Raw genomic sequence first — 15934 nt, forward strand, 5'->3', positions numbered from 1 at the left:
CCCGGTCCGCACGGTGGCGCGTAACGAGAGCGCCGCTGGTCACGATTGATATTCGAACGTTATTGAGCGGCTCGGCGCTTGGTTGGAACCGGTCTCCAGTGGCTGGCATCATTGGAGACCACACGGTCTCGACGTGCTGATTCGTCTCGCGAAGGCGAGGGACGTGCCGGCTTGAACGTGAATTCGGAGCGAGGACGTGAAGTGGGGTTATCCATGGGTGTGGGGCGTGGCGGGCGCGTGCGTGCGCAATCGGTGAGATCCGTCTCGAAGACGGCGACGATTGTGGCGGCATCACTCGTATTCGCATTGTCGATCGCGGGGTGCACCGTCTCCGGTGCCGACAGCGTCACGTCGGAAGGTGAGGCGCCGATCGATTCCAATCCGGTCACCGAGCTCATCAAGCCGAAGCTGACGGCGTCGGCCGTCGATGGTGCGGTGGGATTCTCGCCCGGACAGCCGGTGACGGTGACGGTGGCCGACGGCACGCTGGCGGCGGTCACCATGCTCAACCCGGAGGGCGAGACGGTCGACGGCGCCATCGCCCCCGACGGGTTGTCCTGGGTCAACACGGAGCCGCTGGGCTACGACAAGGAGTACCGGCTCGAGGTGAAGGCGAACGGACTCGGCGGGGGCACCACCTCGACATCCGCGTTCACCACCAGCGCTCCCGGCAACGTCACCAAGCCGTACGTGATGCCGTCGGAAGGCGACGTGGTGGGCATCGGTCAGCCGATCGCGGTCCAGTTCGACGAGAACATCCCCGACCGCAAGGCCGCGGAGGCCGGCATAAGCGTCACGACGAATCCGCCCGTCGAGGGCGCGTTCTACTGGGTGAACAACCGTGAGGTGCGGTGGCGTCCGCAGAGCTACTGGGCGCCCGGCACGGCCGTGGACGTCAAGGTCGCCGTGTACGGCCGTGATCTCGGTGACGGACTGTTCGGGCAGGAGGACGTCCACACGGCCTTCACCATCGGCGACGCCCTGATCGCGACGGCGGACGACAACACCAAGCAGGTGACGTTCGAGCGCAACGGCGAAGTGATCATGACGATGCCCACGTCGATGGGTAAGGACGACACACCCACCGACAACGGCGTCTACATCATCGGCGACCGGTTCGCGAACCTCGTCATGGACTCGTCCACCTACGGCGTGCCGGTCAACTCCCCGCAGGGATACAAGACTCCCGTCGACTGGGCCACGCGAATGTCCTACAGCGGCATCTTCTTCCACTCGGCGCCGTGGTCGGTGGGGCAGCAGGGCTACTCGAACGCGAGCCACGGCTGCCTGAATCTCAGCCCGTCCAACGCGAAGTGGGTGTACGACAACACGAAGCGCGGCGACATCGTGATCGTCAAGAACACGCTGGGCGGCACGCTGTCGGGTACGGACGGCCTCGGTGACTGGAACATCCCGTGGGATGTCTGGAAGGCGGGCAACGCCAACGCCTGACAGCAGGCGTCAGACCAATCGCAAAGAGGAAAGCCCCCGGCCGAGGCCGGGGGCTTTCCGTTTGGGGTGAGTGACGGGACTCGAACCCGCGACAGCCAGGATCACAACCTGGTGCTCTACCAACTGAACTACACTCACCATGTGCTTCAGGCACCGCCCGGGGGCAGTAACTTCGGCGAGGAAGATACTAGCGCGTCCGGTGCCCGAGAAGCCAATCGGTATCTCAGGCGGGCCCGAGTTCCTCGACAACGGCGGCGATGTCGCTGGTAGACGGTCCGGGCTCGGGCACGAACGCCGTCTTCCGGTAGTACTTCAGTTCCCGGATCGACTCCTTGATGTCGGCCAGGGCGCGGTGGGCGAGACCCTTTTCGGGCTGACCGAAGTAGATCCGCGGGTACCAGCGCCGGGACAGTTCCTTGATGGAGCTGACGTCGATCATCCGGTAGTGCAGGTAGGTGTCGAGGTCCGGCATGTCGCGGGCGATGAATCCGCGGTCGGTCGCGATCGAGTTGCCTGCGAGCGGCGCCGTCCCGGCGACCGGCACGTGCTCGCGGATGTAGGCGAGCACCTGCTGCTCGGCCTCGGCGAGCGTGACCGTGGACTTCCGGACCTCGTCGGTCAGCCCCGAGTTCTCGTGCATCTTGGTCACCACGTCGGGCATGGCCGCGAGCGCGTCGTCGTCGGCGTGGATGACGATGTCGACACCCTCACCGAGCACGTTCAGCTCGCTGTCCGTGACCAGAGCTGCGATCTCGATCAGCTTGTCGGTGCCGAGCCGGAGCCCGGTCATTTCACAGTCGATCCACACAAGTTTGTCCTGCACCAGGAACACAGTAGTCACGTGAGTGACGGGATAAGGTTTGCGGTGGACACTTTCTCCCGACGTGCGTGATCCGAGGAGGGCTTGGATGACCCGGCAATCGCAGGACGGCGACGCGACCTCGACGCCGGCGGAAAGGGCGGCGGCGGCGAGGGCGGCGGCCGCCGAAGCGGCCAGGATCGCGGCGGAGGCCGCGGCAGCGGCAGAGGCGGCGGAGCAGGATGCCCGGGACGCGGAGGCTGCGGAGAACCGTGCTCCCGCAGACGTCGCCGCCCCGTCCGGTGCCGCCGCGGACATCGCGGCCGGATACTCGTCGGAGGGTGCGGCTCTGGAGCTGGGAACGGTGGTTCTCGACGGCGCCGTGGATCCGGCGGCCCGGGTGCGCATCCCGCTCGCGACGGTCAACCGGCACGGACTCGTCGCCGGCGCCACCGGGACGGGAAAGACGAAGACGCTGCAGGGTATTGCCGAGCAGTTGTCGGCTGCAGGGGTTCCCGTGGTGATGGCCGACGTGAAGGGCGACCTGTCGGGCCTGTCGCAGCCGGGTGCGGCGGGCGACAAGATCACGGCCCGAGCGTCCGAGACGGGTGACGGCGAGTGGCGGCCGGCGGGATCCCCGGTCGAATTCCTCTCGCTGGGAACGGAAGGCCTGGGCATTCCCGTCCGCGCGACCATCACGGCGTTCGGGCCGATCCTGCTCGCCAAGGTTCTCGGGCTCAACGAGACTCAGGAGTCCACGCTGGGGCTGATCTTCCACTGGGCCGACGTTCAGGGGCTCGCGCTGCTCGACCTGTTGGATCTGCGATCGGTCATCGCGCATCTCATCAGCGCCGAGGGCAAGGCCGATCTGAAGGGCATCGGCGGCGTGTCCCCGGCCACGGCCGGCGTGATCCTCAGGGCCCTCGTCAATCTCGAAGCGGACGGCGGCGACACGTTCTTCGGGGAGCCCGAGCTCGAGACCGAGGACCTGCTCCGGGTGCTCGACGGCAAAGGCGTGATCACGTTGTTCGAGTTGGGCGCCCAGGCCGCGCGCCCGGCATTGTTCTCCACTTTCCTGATGTGGGTGCTGGCCGACCTGTTCCAGACGTTGCCCGAGGAAGGCGATCTCGACAAACCCAAGCTCGTCTTCATCTTCGACGAGGCGCACCTGCTCTTCGCGGACGCGTCGAAGGCGTTCCTGCAGCAGGTGGAACAGACCGTGAAGCTCATCCGCTCCAAGGGAGTGGGGGTGTTCTTCTGCACCCAGTTGCCGACGGACGTCCCGAATGCGGTGCTGTCGCAGCTCGGCGCGCGGATCCAGCACGCGCTGCGCGCCTTCACCCCCGACGACCAGAAGGCACTGACGAAAACGGTACGAACGTACCCGACCACCGAGAACTACGACCTCGAGAAAGCTCTCACCTCACTGGGCATCGGTGAGGCGATCGTCACGGTCCTGTCGGAACGGGGCGCGCCGACGCCGGTGGCGTGGACGAGGATTCGGCCTCCCCGCTCGCTGATGGACGCCATCGGCAACGACGCGATCACGGCGGCGGCGTCGTCGAGCCCGCTGTCGGCGAAGTACCGGCAGACCGTCGACCGGGAATCGGCGTACGAGAAGCTGACGGCGAAGGTCGCCGGGGCACCGGCCACGGAACCGGGCCTCGACCTGCCCCCGCTGCCCGACCTGCCGCCACCGCCGCCCGCTCAGCCGGAGGGGCCGAACATGGCCGAGCAGATTCTCGGGAACTCCGTGGTGAAGAGCTTCCTCCGCTCGGCCGCGTCGGCCGCCGGCCGCGAGATCTCCCGCAGCATCTTCGGGACGGGAAAACGTCGCAGGCGCTAGAAACGCTGGGCGAATGTACCTTTCAGCGCCTCGGCAGGGGTGACCGGTACATTCACCCGGGGGTCATCCGCCCAGCTTCTTGTAGAACGTTCCGACGATCGGGGCGACCACCGCGCGCGGGCTGTATTGCCCGGCAACGGACATCGCCTTGCTGATGATGCCGGGCACGACGCGCATCTTGTTGTCGGCCAGCCCGTCGAGCGACACCTTGGCGGTGTATTCGCTGGAGATCCACAGGAAGTCGGGCACCAGCTTGTCCACGATCGACGCCTCCGCCGGATCGGGCTCCTCGGTGCGGACCGGGCCGGGTGCGAGCAGCGTGACGTTCACTCCCGTCCCCTTGAGTTCGCCGCGCAGCGACTCGGAGAAGGTGTTGACGAACGCCTTGCTGGCCGCGTACGTGGCGTTGTGGGGAATGGGCATGTTGCCTGCCGCGGAGCCGACCATGAGGATGGCGCCGGACTTGCGTTCGAGCATCCCGGGCAACACCGCGAGGGTGAGGTCGTGCACCGCAACGGCGTTGAGTTCCACCTGGGCCCGCTCGTACGCGGGATCGAGTCCGGCGACCGGGCCGAACGTGGCGATCCCCGCGTTGTTGCACAGGACGCTGATCTCTCGTCCGGACAGTTCGGTGACGAGGGTGGCCCGAGCGTCGCGATCCGACAGATCGCACGCGCGCACGTCGACCTCGACGCCGTGCTTGTCGCGCAGGGTCCCGGCGAGTGACTCCATCACCTCGCCGCGGCGTGCGACGAGGATCAGGGAGTGGCCCCGGGAGGCGAGATCGGTGGCCAGCGCCTCGCCGATTCCGGACGAGGCGCCGGTCACGACGGCGCGGGCACTGGGAGTGGGGTTCGGCAAGCTCACGGTCAGCAGCGTAGTGCGTCAGAGGCGCGCGGCGAGCCGGGTGCCCTGCTCGATCGCGCGTTTGGCGTCGAGTTCGGCTGCGACGTCGGCGCCGCCGATGACGTGGGTGGTGACGCCGGCGACGGTCAGTTCGTCGACGAGGTCACGCACAGATTCCTGACCTGCGCAGATCACCACGTTGTCGACGGCAAGGGTGCGGGGCTTCTCGCGTTTGGCGCCGAACGTGATGTGCAGGCCGTCGTCGTCGATGCGCTCGTAGTTGACCCCGGACAGTTCCTGCACGCCCTTGTTCTTCAGCGCTGCCCGGTGAACCCAGCCCGTGGTCTTCGCGAGTCCGGCGCCGATCCGGCCGCTCTTGCGCTGCAGCAGGTACACCTCGCGCGGCGACGGTTCGGGAATGGGTGTGGTGAGGGCGCCCGCCGCCGCTTCGGGTTCGGTGACACCCCACTCCTGCTTCCACTCCTTCAGGTCGAGCGTCGGGGAATGCTCGTGGGTGAGGAACTCGCTGACGTCGACGCCGATCCCGCCGGCTCCGATCACCGCGACCGACTTCCCGACGGGCTTGCCGCCCCGCACGACCTCCGGGTACGTGAGCACCTTCGGGTGGTCGATACCCGGAATGGACGGAACGCGCGGCGTCACACCGGTCGCGACGATCACCTCGTCGTACTCGCCGATCAGTTCGGTCGCGGTGACGCGGCTGTCGAGCCGGACGTCGACACCGGCGAGCGGAAGCTGGCGGTTGTAGTACCGGATCGTTTCCGCGAACTCCTCCTTGCCGGGGATCTTGCGGGCGATGCCGAACTGGCCGCCGATCTCCGAATCCGCTTCGAACAGGGTCACCGAATGGCCACGCTGTGCCAGGCCGAGCGCCGCGGACAGTCCCGCGGGGCCGGCGCCGACGACGGCGACACGCTTCGCGGCCCGGGTGGGGGAGAGCGTCAGTTCCGTCTCCCGGCCCGCACGCGGATTCAGCAGGCACGACACGTGCTTGCGGACGAAGGCGTGGTCGAGGCAGGCCTGGTTGCATGCGATGCACGTGTTGATCTCGTCGGGGGTGCCTGCCTCCGCCTTCCGCACCCAGTCGGGATCGGCGAGCATCGGGCGTGCCATCGAGATGAGCTGCGCGTCGCCGCGGGTCAGGATTTCCTCGGCGACCTCCGGCATGTTGATCCGGTTCGACGCGGCCACGGGGATGCTCACGTGCTTCTCGAGCTTGCCGGTGATGTCGGCGAACGCGGCCCGCGGCACCGACGTCACGATCGTGGGAACACGGGATTCGTGCCAGCCGATGTCGGTGTTGATGATGGTCGCGCCCGCGGCCTCCACTTCCTGTGCCAGCGCGACGATCTCGTCCCACGTCTGACCGCCCTCGACGAGGTCGGCCATCGACAGGCGGAAGATGATGATGAAGTTCGGGCCCACCGCCTTGCGCGTGCGGCGGACGATCTCGACGGCCATCCGCCTGCGGTTCTCGGGAGTGCCGCCCCACGTGTCGGTGCGCTTGTTGGTGCGCTCGCACAGGAACTGGTTGATGAAGTAGCCCTCGCCGCCCATGATCTCGACGCCGTCGTAGTTCGCCTGCTGCGCGAGTCGGGCGCAGCGAACGAAGTTGCGGATCTGCCAGCGGACGCCGCGGCCGGTGAGTTTGCGGGGCCGGAACGGGTTGATCGGGGCCTTGATCGAGGAGGCGGAGACGCTGAAGGGCTGGTAGCTGTACCGGCCGGCGTGCAGGATCTGCAGGGCGATTTTGCCGCCCTCGTCGTGCACCGCCTTCGTGATCGCGCGGTGCCGCCCGGCCTCGACACGGTTGGTGAGCTTGGCGCCGAACGGCAGCAGCCAGCCCGTCCGGTTGGGCGCGTATCCGCCGGTGACGATCAGCGCGACACCTCCGCGGGCACGCTCGGCGAAGTACTCGGCCAGACGGGGAACGTCCTTCGCGCGATCTTCGAGCCCGGTGTGGATGGAGCCCATGATCACCCGGTTCTTCAGCGTCGTGAAACCGAGGTCGAGGGGAGCGAGGAGCTGAGGGAACTGAGTCATTGGCGGCGTGTCCTTACTGTGCGAGCGCGTCGAGTACTTCTTGGCACCAGTCGGCGAATCCCTCTTCGACGCGGATTCCGCCGCGCAGGACGAGGTACTGGTGCAGGGCTGCCCCGGAGAGCTTGTCCGGTGCGGGAAAGTCGCGTTTTTCGATCATGCGGTAGACCTCGAGCCGGGCGGCGTGGCCGTCGCGGTGGCGAGCGACCTCGGCGGTGAGTGCGGCGATGTCACCGTGCTGAGCGGCGCGGATCTTCACTGCCAGCTCGTTACGCAGGTGATTGGGCTCGGTCGGTTCGGCGATCCAGCGCTCGAGTTCCGCGCGTCCGGCCGCGCTGACCCGGTACACCTTCTTGTCGGGTCTGCCGTCCTGTGCCACGACCTCTGCGTCGACCCAGCCGGACTCGTCCATGCGTTTGAGGACGCGGTAGATCTGCTGGTGGGTGGCGCTCTGGAAGAAGCCGATGGACTTGTCGAACCGGCGCGCCAATTCGTAGCCCGAGCCGGAGTGCTCGGTCAGGGAGACAAGAAGCGCATGTTCGAGGGCCACGAACAGAAGTATGTATGCAACGAGGTGCGTATGCAACTGAGTGCACACTAGGTCCTCCCGGTCGAACGGGACGCTCGTCGCGTCAGACCGCACGAACTCCCCGTTCGCTCGCATAGGCTCGCGGGCATGAGCACCGACGTTCATCCGCCGGCCGGGATCGGCGAGGCCGCGACGCGCAGACAGGTTGTCGCGTGGGGGCTGTGGGACTGGGGATCGGCCGCGTTCAACGCCGTGATCCTTACGTTCGTCTTCTCCGTGTACCTGACGGACGCCGTGGGGGAGGACCTGCCGGGATCGATCTCCGCGAGCACGTGGCTCGGGTGGTCGCTCGGCATCGCCGGTTTCCTCATCGCCGTGCTCGCCCCCGTCACCGGGCAGCGATTCGACGCCGCGGGACGACGCAAGTGGGCGCTCGGCGTCCTCACGTTCGCGACGGTCGGGTGCATGGCGGCGATGTTCTTCGTCCGCGACTCCTATCAGTACCTGTGGCTCGGGCTGGTGCTGCTGGCCGCCGGTTCGGTGATCTTCGAACTGGCCGGCGTTCCGTACAACGCGATGCTCAGGCAGGTGTCGACGCCGGCGAACATCGGCCGGGTGTCCGGGTTCGGCTGGGCGATGGGCTATTTCGGTGGGATCGTGCTCCTGCTGGTGTGCTACTTCGGTTTCATCTCCGGTGACGGCGACAACCGGGGGTTCCTCGGGCTCACCACGGACGGCGGCCTGAACATCCGGATGGTGGCGCTGCTGGCCGCCGTCTGGTTCGCGGTCTTCGCGATTCCCGTGCTGCTGAAGGTCCCCGAGCTACCCCGCCCGCACGCGGATCCGGGTGCGGACAAGGCCGGTTTCGTCGAGTCGTACCGGGTGTTGTGGCGCGATCTGCGCGACCTGTGGTCCGCCGACCGGCGCACCGTCTACTTCCTGGTGGCCAGTGCGTTGTTCCGCGACGGTCTGGCCGGTGTCTTCACGTTCGGCGCCGTCCTCGCCGTCAACGTCTACGGCATCGGTGCGGGTGACGTGCTGTTGTTCGGCGTCGCGGCCAATGTCGTCTCCGCGCTCGGCGCGCTCACCGCCGGCCGGTTCGACGACCGGATCGGGCCGAAGACCGTGATCATGACGTCCCTGATCGCGATGATCATCGTCGGTGTCGTCCTGATGGCCGTCTCGGGACCGGCCATGTTCTGGATCTTCGGACTGCTGCTGTGCCTGTTCGTCGGTCCCGCGCAGTCGTCCGCGCGCACGTTCCTGGCCCGGATCACCCCGCCCGGCCGGGAGGGGCAGATGTTCGGCCTGTACGCGACCACCGGTCGCGCGGTGTCGTTCCTCTCGCCCACCCTCTTCGGATTGTTCGCCTGGTGGCTCGCGGCGGATCGGGCGGGGATCCTCGGCCTGGTGATCGTGCTCGCGATCGGCCTCGCCGCGCTGACGGTGGTGAAGGCGCCCGAACGCGACTAGCGCCTCGCGCGAGTGTCGTCGATGCGAAGCTTCTCCGGGAACAGGCGCCGCTGCGTCAGCCAGCCCGCCGCCGCCACGACGATCCAGATCAGCGTGGCGAAGAACTGCTGGCCGCCCTCGTTCGGATCCTCCAGGAATCCCAGCGGGGGGACGGCCAGACCGAGCCCGGTCAGCACCATGCTGGCGCCGCCGAGCGCGGTGAGCCATAACAATGCCCGCGCCCGGTACCGGTCGGCGATGAAACCGCAGGCGACGGCGAGCGCGACGATCACGACTCCACTGAGGAGCCAGCCGGCGTCGTCGGGTTGCAGAACACGACTGAGCTTCGCTCCGATCACCGCGCCGGCGATGATGCCGATGAAGAATGCGGCGAACTTGAAGATCAGGGTCGTGGCCACCCACACCACTACCGCGCCGATCGCCGCGACCAGGAACGTCGTCCCGAGCGACAGCGACAGCAGATCGGCCAGGAGCCAGCCGAGGCCGAAACCCGAGGCGAGAACGGCGACGTGGAGTGAACCGACACCGGCGAAGCACAGAACGGCGCCGACCAGAAGAATTGCGATGCCACTCATGGTGCCCTCCCAGGGTGCACGAGACGAGTAGTGCCATCAAACCAGAACGGACGCCCCGTCGAGGGGAAGGGCGGATTTCAGTTCGGCACGGTTCCGGCACGCATGAGGATCGCGTCCGCGAGGGCGTCGGGTCGCTGTTCCGGGATCCAGTGCGTGGCACCGTCCAGGACGACGAATTCGTACGGCGCATCGACGAACTCGCCGCACCGCTCCGCTCCCGCACGCCCCAGCGCCTGGTCGCCGGTGCTCCAGACGTAGGTCGTGGGAACGGTGACGGCGGGCGTCTGCTCGAAGTCGCTCGTCATGGCGCGGTACCAGTTCAGCGCGGCGGTCAGCGCTCCCGGTTCGCTGAGCAGCGCGACGTGCCGGTCGACGAGCGCCGGCGGGACGACGTCACCGAACATTGCGCGCAGTGAGTGCGCGTTGTCGTCGAGGAGAACCCGCTCGGCCTTGCCCTCCATCCTCAGGAGCCGGATGTAGGAGGAGCGTTCCTTCTGATCGGCGTCCTCGCGCAACGCCCAGCCGAACGCGCCGGGATGTGGCACCGACACGGTGGTGAGCGAATTGATCCGATCGGGGTGCCTGGCCGCGACGACCCAGGCCACGGCGGCGCCCCAGTCGTGGCCGACGAGATGCGCCGTGTCGAGGTCGAGTGCGTCGAGCAGTCCGATCACGTCCGCGACGAGGTGGTCGATCCTGTAGGAGTCGACTCCGTCGGGTCGCGCACCGGGCGAGTATCCGCGCTGGTTCGGGGCGTACGTCCGCAGACCGGACTCGTTCAGCCGGGCGCTGACGGGTTCCCAGGACGCGGCGCTCTCCGGAAACCCGTGCAGGAGAACGACGGGGGCGCCGTCGGCCGGACCGCTGGTCGTGACGTCGAACGTCAGGTCGCCGAGAGTGATGTGCGCGTGTTCCGAGGTTGACAGCATGCCCCCACCGTACGGCGAGAGCGCGACTACTTTCCGGGATTCCACCCGCTCATGCCGAGCATGATCAGGCGCAGTTGCCGTTCGGCGCGCGCGACCACCTCGGCCTCGCTTCGGCTTCCGGGACGATCGGCCTCGAGCAGATCGACGACGACGGCGAACATGGTGGACACGATCAGGTCGGCCGCCATCTCCAGGTCGTCGTGGTCCCAGGACTGCAAACCCTCGATGCGGGACAGATCCACCGTGAGTTCGCTGACGAACAGTTTCATCTCGGTCGCGATCGCCCGGCGAATTTCGGGGACGCCGCCGTAGCGTTCACGGCTGAGGAACCGGAACTGCGCCTCGTGGGTGCGAACCTGCCGGACGAGGATGTCGAGGGATGCGCCAGCGCTCTTGGTGCTCGGGGTGCGCCGGGCGTCGCGCAGCATCTGCCGCAGTATTCGCATGCCCTCCTCGACGAGCACCACGCCGAGCTCCTCGATGGACGCGAAGTGGCGGTAGAACGCGGTGGGCACGATTCCCGCGGTGCGGGCGATCTCGCGCAGGCTCACGCCGGCGAAACTCCGATCCGCCATGAGTTCGAGCGTGCCGTCGAGAAGCGCCTTCCTCGTGCGCTCCTTGCGGGCTGCCCTGCTCTCGGGTTCGGCGCCGGTCGACTGACTCACGGCAGTGAGTGTATTCGCGACAGTGCCCACACCTGTCACCTCCGGGTGCTCGTACCCGTCATCCGGCATGCGTATCCGATCCCTGCCTCGAGTGTGCCTGCGGTCACATTCTGATTGACAACTTGCTGTCCCCCTCTGTCACACTATTGTCAGTGTACAACCGTGCACTCAAACGGAGGAGGCTGACGTGTCAGTTGCCCACACCAGTCGTCCGGCGGAGGGACGCAGGTTCTCGCTGCTGTCGTTGTTCGAGGCGATGGCCACTCCGCACCAGCTCGACCGCTACCTCGAACTCGTCACTCCCATGGTCACCGTGCGCGACCTGCGTGCAGAAGTGGTCGAGGTCCGGCGGTCCACCGCCGACACCGTCACCCTCACGCTGCGCCCCACCCGTCAGTGGCGCGGATTCCGTGCGGGGCAGTTCGTGCAGGTGGGCGTCGTGATCGACGGGGTTCGCCACACCCGGTGCTACTCGCCGGCCAATGCACAGGCGTCCGCCGACGGGCTCGTCGAGCTGACGATCAAGGCGCATCCCGAGGGTCTCGTCTCGCAGTACCTGCACGCCCACGCGAGCCCCGGTCTCGTGCTCGACCTGTCTCAGGCGGCGGGCGAATTCACCCTTCCCTCTCCTCGCCCTCGCCGGCTCCTGCTGGTGAGCGGAGGCAGCGGAATCACCCCGGTTCTGTCGATGCTGCGCACCTTGGTCGACGAGCAGCACTTCGGAAGCATCACTTTTCTGCACTACGCGTACACCGAAAACGACGTCGCGTACCTCGACGAGTTGCGCGCACTCGCGGACGCGAACGCCAACGTCTCGCTCGTGCTGGCGTACACCGATCAGGACACCGGCGGCCATCTCCACGGATTCTTCGGCCAGGAGCACCTCGACGCGGTAGCACCCTGGTACGCGGACGCCGACACCTTCCTGTGCGGGCCGCCCGGACTGATGCGTGGCGTTCGGGAGGTGTACCGCGAACTCGGCATCGAGGACCGTCTGCACACCGAGGAATTCGCTCCCACCGCAGCCCCGGCGGAGGGCGAGGCCGGTGGTGAGGTGTCCTTCACCGCCAGCGGTGTCACCGCGGACAATTCCGGAGCGACGCTGCTCGAACAAGCGGAGGCCGCCGGACTCCATCCCGAGTACGGATGCCGGATGGGCATCTGCTTCTCCTGCACCACGGTGAAGAAGTCGGGGTGCACCAAGAACGTCCGCACCGGCGACACCGACACCGATCCGGACAAGGCGATCCAGCTGTGCGTCTCGGTTCCGGTGGGCGACGTCGCCCTCGACATCTGATTTTCACTCGACATCCAACGTTTGGAGACCGACATGTTTGGACTCTCACTCTCGTTCCTCCCGTTCGTCGACGGCTCCGACGGTTCCCGTAACGACGCCCCGGTGGTGCTCAGTCACGACCAGGTCGAAGAGATCGGCCGGGAACTGGACGCCCTCCGCGACCGGACGGTTGCGGACCTCGGCGCCGAGGACCGCGAATACATCTACAAGATCATCAAGGCGCAGAGGGGATTCGAGGTCGCCGGCCGCGGGCTGATGTACCTCGGCTTCTTTCCGCCGGCCTGGATCGCCGGGGTCGGGGCCCTCGGTGTGTCGAAGATTCTCGACAACATGGAGATCGGCCACAACGTCATGCACGGCCAGTACGACTGGATGCGTGAACCGGGCCTGAACTCCCGCGTGTTCGAGTGGGACACGGTCTGCCCGGCCGATCAGTGGAAGCACTCCCACAACTACATGCACCACACGTACACCAACATCCTCGGCCGGGACCGGGACATCGGCTACGGCATCCTGAGGATCGACGAGGCGCAGAAGTGGAACCCCTACTACCTGGGGAACCCGGTCTACGCCTTCTTCCTGATGATGCTGTTCGAGTGGGGCGTCATGATGCACGACCTGGAAGCGGAGAACGTGATCCAGGGCAAGCGGAAGTGGCGCGACGTCAAGCCGCTGCTGAAGGGCTGGTGGCGCAAGGCCGGTCGGCAGGTGCTCAAGGATTACGCGATCTTCCCGGCGCTCACCGGGCCGCTGTTCGTCCCCACACTGCTCGGCAACGTGACCGCCAACCTGATCCGCAACGTGTGGGCGTACTCCATCATCTTCTGCGGCCATTTCCCCACCGGCGTGCAGAGTTTCACCGAGGACGAGACCGCGGAGGAAACCCGCGGCGAGTGGTACGTCCGGCAGATGCTCGGCAGCGCGAACATCGAGGGGAGTCCGCTGTTCCACATCATGTCGGGCAACCTGTCGCATCAGATCGAGCACCACCTGTTCCCGGACCTGCCCGCCCACCGGTACCCGGAGATGGCGCCCGCGGTGAAGGCGCTGTGCGAGAAGCACGGGCTGCCCTACAACACCGGTGGCTTCTTCAAGCAGATCGGCTCCGTGTGGGGGAAGATCTTCACGTTCGCACTGCCGCCCGGTCTCGTCTCGTCCGACACCCCTCCCGGTGTTATCGTCGAGCGGCAGAAGACTGCAGCCTGAGAGGCGAAACACATGGTGGGGAAGTTCGAGCGGCGCAAGGACACCGTGCAGGAACTGACGGAGTCCGCGGCCACGCACGTGGGCCACATCGCGACGATCATCGCGGGCGCCGTCCGGGACGTCACCCGGGAGATCGGTGACTGGGTGTCCGACGGCATCGAGATGCGCGAGGCCGCGAAGAAGGCCCGCGAAGACGAGGGCGAGGACAAGCCGGTCGACTGAGGATCCTCGCGTGGGTGGGGCGCGGCCGGCGACGGCCGCGCCCCTTTTCGCTCTGCTAGATGACGCCGAGCGAAATCATGGCGTCGGCCACCTTCACGAAACCGGCGATGTTCGCGCCGTGCACGTAGTCGCCCGGCATGCCGTACTCGGCGGCCGTGGCCACGGTGCGCTCGTGGATGCCGCGCATGATTCCGGCCAACCGCTCGTCCGTGTATTCGAAGCCCCACGAGTCGCGGGATGCGTTCTGCTGCATCTCGAGTGCCGACGTGGCGACGCCGCCCGCGTTGGCCGCCTTGCCCGGGGCGAAGGCCACCGCGGCATCGCGGAACACCTGGACGCCCTGCGGGGTCGTGGGCATGTTCGCGCCCTCGGCCACCGCCTGCACGCCGTTCGCGACCAGTGTCTTGGCGGCCGCTTCGTCGAGTTCGTTCTGGGTGGCGCAGGGGAGCGCGACGTCGCACGGCACGTCCCAGATGGAGCCGTTCGGCACGAACCGGGCGTGCGGCACGGTGTCCGTGTACTCGCTGATCCGTCCGCGTCGCACCTCCTTGATCTCCTTCAGGAGCTCGAGGTCGATGCCCTTCTCGTCGACGAGGTATCCGGAGGAATCGGAGCTCGCGATCGCGATTCCGCCGAGCTGGTGCACCTTCTCGATCGCATAGATCGCGACGTTTCCGGAGCCCGAGACGACGACGGTCTTGCCGCCCAGTGAGCTGTTCGCCGCCTTCAGCATCTCGGCGACGAAGTAGGCGACGCCGTAACCCGTCGCCTCGCGACGCACCTGCGAGCCGCCCCAGGTGAGGCCCTTACCGGTGAGGACCCCCGACTCGTAGGAGTTGGTGAGGCGCTTGTACTGGCCGAACAGGTAGCCGATCTCGCGCCCGCCGACGCCGATGTCACCTGCCGGGACGTCGGTGTACTCGCCGATGTGGCGATGCAGCTCGGTCATGAACGACTGGCAGAACCTCATGATCTCGGCCTCCGAGCGACCCTTGGGGTCGAAGTCGGAGCCACCCTTGCCGCCGCCGATCGGAAGTCCGGTGAGTGCGTTCTTGAAGATCTGCTCGAAGCCGAGGAACTTCACGATTCCCAGGTTCACGCTGGGGTGAAACCGCAGGCCGCCCTTGTAGGGGCCGAGCACGCTGTTGTACTGCACCCGGAAACCGCGGTTGACGTGCACGTTGCCGGAGTCGTCGACCCACGGCACCCGGAAGATGATCTGACGCTCCGGCTCGCACAGTCGCTCGATCAATCCGGAGTCGGCGTAGTGGGGATGGTGGTCGAGCACGACCTGGAGCGACTCGAAGACCTCGGCGGCTGCCTGGTGGAACTCGGGTTCTCCGGCGTTCCGCAGGCGGACCTGCTCGTAGATCTCTGCTACCTGGTCGCGCGTTGACACAGACCCACCTGCCTGACGTGTGAGGAATTCGTTACCTGACGTTTACTTTGGAAACTATAGACCTGGCGTCAGGCGTCCTGTATCGCGCCGTGCGGAGAGGTCAGGACTCCCGCAGTAGTGTGCGGGAATGCATTGCGACAGAGGTGTTCTCGACGGCCTCGCCGCAGTGCGCGCAGCGGTGTTCCAGCTCCAGTGAGTGCCCGCAGTCGTGCACGAGCACCGACGGTGCCTCGTCGACGGCCCACTTGCTGCCCCATTGGAACAGTGAGAGCAGCAGTGGTCGCAGGTCCTCGCCCGCCGGGGTGAGGTGGTACTCGAAACGGGGAGGGTGCTCGGAGTACTGGCGGCGCTCGATGACGCCGACCTCCTCGAGTTTGCGTAGTCGCGCGGTGAGGATGTCGCGCGAGACGCCGATGTACCCGGCAATCCGGTCGAAGCGGTGCACCCCGTAGCTCAGTTCGCGGATCACCAGCATGGACCAGCGGTCGCCGATCAGTTCCATGGTGGCGGCGATCGCGCAGGGTCTCGGCGCCAGTGGCATGCGGTCCATGACGATCTCGGGTGTCGCTCGCTCGGTGTCGCCATTGTTCATGCACTCCATCATAGAGGGTTGTGGTTTCCAACTGATAGGGGTT

The 15934-nt window shown here is 66.9% G+C and carries 15 protein-coding genes and 1 tRNA gene; 6 read left to right on the forward strand and 10 right to left on the reverse strand.

Going from position 1 to position 15934, the window contains the following annotated elements:
- Positions 1–213 precede the first annotated feature (213 nt).
- Positions 214–1452, forward strand: a complete 1239-nt coding sequence (locus HGB39_RS21430; RefSeq protein WP_043791692.1) for a L,D-transpeptidase — start codon at positions 214–216, stop codon at positions 1450–1452.
- 62 nt (positions 1453–1514) lie between these two features.
- On the opposite strand, the gene HGB39_RS21435 is transcribed toward HGB39_RS21430, so the two are convergent.
- Together HGB39_RS21435 and orn are read right to left on the reverse strand one after the other, a co-directional pair.
- Positions 1515–1590, reverse strand: a tRNA-His gene (locus HGB39_RS21435).
- Positions 1591–1675: 85 nt separating this feature from the next.
- Positions 1676–2275, reverse strand: a complete 600-nt coding sequence (orn, locus tag HGB39_RS21440) for an oligoribonuclease (protein WP_005570251.1) — start codon at positions 2273–2275, stop codon at positions 1676–1678.
- Between the two features lie 85 nt (positions 2276–2360).
- On the opposite strand from orn, the gene HGB39_RS21445 reads away from it, so the two are divergent.
- Positions 2361–4097 (forward strand): helicase HerA-like domain-containing protein, encoded by a 1737-nt coding sequence (locus tag HGB39_RS21445; RefSeq protein WP_064080152.1) that lies wholly within the window; start codon positions 2361–2363, stop codon positions 4095–4097.
- A gap of 63 nt (positions 4098–4160) precedes the next feature.
- Here the strand turns inward: HGB39_RS21445 and cmrA are convergent, their stop codons facing one another.
- Genes cmrA through HGB39_RS21460 form a run of 3 tightly spaced genes read right to left on the reverse strand, consistent with a single transcriptional unit; the run spans position 4161 to position 7554 of the window.
- On the reverse strand, positions 4161–4964 hold the full coding sequence (gene cmrA / locus HGB39_RS21450; protein ID WP_005570268.1) for a mycolate reductase: 804 nt from the start codon (positions 4962–4964) through the stop codon (positions 4161–4163).
- Between the two features lie 18 nt (positions 4965–4982).
- Positions 4983–7007, reverse strand: coding sequence for an NADPH-dependent 2,4-dienoyl-CoA reductase (locus tag HGB39_RS21455; protein ID WP_005570269.1), 2025 nt, complete (start codon positions 7005–7007; stop codon positions 4983–4985).
- 13 nt (positions 7008–7020) lie between these two features.
- A complete protein-coding gene (locus HGB39_RS21460; RefSeq protein ID WP_037206011.1) occupies positions 7021–7554 on the reverse strand; it encodes a PadR family transcriptional regulator in 534 nt (177 codons plus the stop codon).
- 126 nt (positions 7555–7680) lie between these two features.
- Between HGB39_RS21460 and HGB39_RS21465 the strand changes: the two genes are divergently transcribed.
- Positions 7681–9006: an MFS transporter gene (locus tag HGB39_RS21465; protein ID WP_005570271.1), complete on the forward strand. Its 1326-nt coding sequence runs from the start codon at positions 7681–7683 to the stop codon at positions 9004–9006.
- Here the strand turns inward: HGB39_RS21465 and HGB39_RS21470 are convergent.
- The 3 genes from HGB39_RS21470 to HGB39_RS21480 all read right to left on the reverse strand — a co-directional run bounded on the left by HGB39_RS21470 (position 9003) and on the right by HGB39_RS21480 (position 11244).
- Positions 9003–9581 carry a hypothetical protein gene (locus tag HGB39_RS21470; RefSeq protein WP_005261984.1) on the reverse strand — a complete coding sequence of 193 codons (579 nt, stop codon included), beginning with the start codon at positions 9579–9581 and terminating at the stop codon, positions 9003–9005. The genes HGB39_RS21465 and HGB39_RS21470 overlap by 4 nt on opposite strands.
- A 77-nt stretch (positions 9582–9658) precedes the next feature.
- Complete coding sequence (locus HGB39_RS21475; RefSeq protein ID WP_005570272.1) at positions 9659–10510, reverse strand: alpha/beta fold hydrolase; 852 nt, start codon at positions 10508–10510, stop codon at positions 9659–9661.
- Between the two features lie 26 nt (positions 10511–10536).
- Positions 10537–11244 carry a TetR family transcriptional regulator gene (locus tag HGB39_RS21480; protein ID WP_005570274.1) on the reverse strand — a complete coding sequence of 236 codons (708 nt, stop codon included), beginning with the start codon at positions 11242–11244 and terminating at the stop codon, positions 10537–10539.
- 118 nt (positions 11245–11362) lie between these two features.
- Here HGB39_RS21480 and HGB39_RS21485 point away from each other — a divergent pair, with 118 nt between their 5' ends.
- From HGB39_RS21485 to HGB39_RS21495, 3 genes are read left to right on the forward strand one after another with little or no spacing between them, the layout of a single operon-like run.
- Positions 11363–12472, forward strand: coding sequence for a ferredoxin reductase (locus HGB39_RS21485; RefSeq protein WP_043791696.1), 1110 nt, complete (start codon positions 11363–11365; stop codon positions 12470–12472).
- A 33-nt stretch (positions 12473–12505) separates the two neighbouring features.
- Positions 12506–13678 carry a fatty acid desaturase family protein gene (locus tag HGB39_RS21490; RefSeq protein ID WP_043791709.1) on the forward strand — a complete coding sequence of 391 codons (1173 nt, stop codon included), beginning with the start codon at positions 12506–12508 and terminating at the stop codon, positions 13676–13678.
- A gap of 12 nt (positions 13679–13690) precedes the next feature.
- Complete coding sequence (locus HGB39_RS21495) at positions 13691–13900, forward strand: hypothetical protein (protein WP_005248259.1); 210 nt, start codon at positions 13691–13693, stop codon at positions 13898–13900.
- 55 nt (positions 13901–13955) lie between these two features.
- Here HGB39_RS21495 and gdhA read toward each other — a convergent pair whose 3' ends face one another.
- Positions 13956–15299 (reverse strand): NADP-specific glutamate dehydrogenase, encoded by a 1344-nt coding sequence (gene gdhA / locus HGB39_RS21500; protein ID WP_005570280.1) that lies wholly within the window; start codon positions 15297–15299, stop codon positions 13956–13958.
- 100 nt (positions 15300–15399) lie between these two features.
- Positions 15400–15903: a winged helix-turn-helix transcriptional regulator gene (locus tag HGB39_RS21505; protein ID WP_005570282.1), complete on the reverse strand. Its 504-nt coding sequence runs from the start codon at positions 15901–15903 to the stop codon at positions 15400–15402.
- Between the last annotated feature and the right edge of the window lie 31 nt (positions 15904–15934).

The sequence above is a fragment of the Rhodococcus opacus genome (assembly GCF_012396235.1).
GTDB classification, from domain to species: domain Bacteria; phylum Actinomycetota; class Actinomycetes; order Mycobacteriales; family Mycobacteriaceae; genus Rhodococcus_F; species Rhodococcus_F opacus.